Raw genomic sequence first — 282 nt, 5'->3', positions numbered from 1 at the left:
GCTTTGCCGCCTGTTGTTGGTAAATGACTTTCTACTTTCTTAGGTTGTTCTTTCATCGGTTGTGGTTGTTTTACAATGTTTTGTGGTTTCTCTGGTGTTGGTACAGGTTTTTCAATGACCTGTGGTGTTTGTGGCTTCTCTGGTTGTGGCGTTTCTGGTGTTGGTGGAACTTCTTTTTTCTGATCTGCTACAACATGTTTGATACTCTCACCATCTGTTTTAATTTCAAAAGAGAATGTTTCTTCATTGATTAAATATCCCTCTGGTGCGAATGTCTCTTTA

1 pseudogene is annotated in these 282 nt (G+C 39.0%); it reads right to left on the bottom strand.

Annotation, left to right across the window (positions count from 1 at the left end):
- Positions 1–282, bottom strand: a pseudogene (locus tag ACQRBL_RS32825) (SpaA isopeptide-forming pilin-related protein); the annotation flags it as partial.

The sequence above is a fragment of the Bacillus sp. AF62 genome (assembly GCF_050312695.1).
GTDB lineage: Bacteria > Bacillota > Bacilli > Bacillales > Bacillaceae_G > Bacillus_A > Bacillus_A cereus.
The sequence above is the reverse complement of the archived record's forward strand: the minus strand, read 5'-3'. Positions and strand labels throughout refer to the sequence as shown.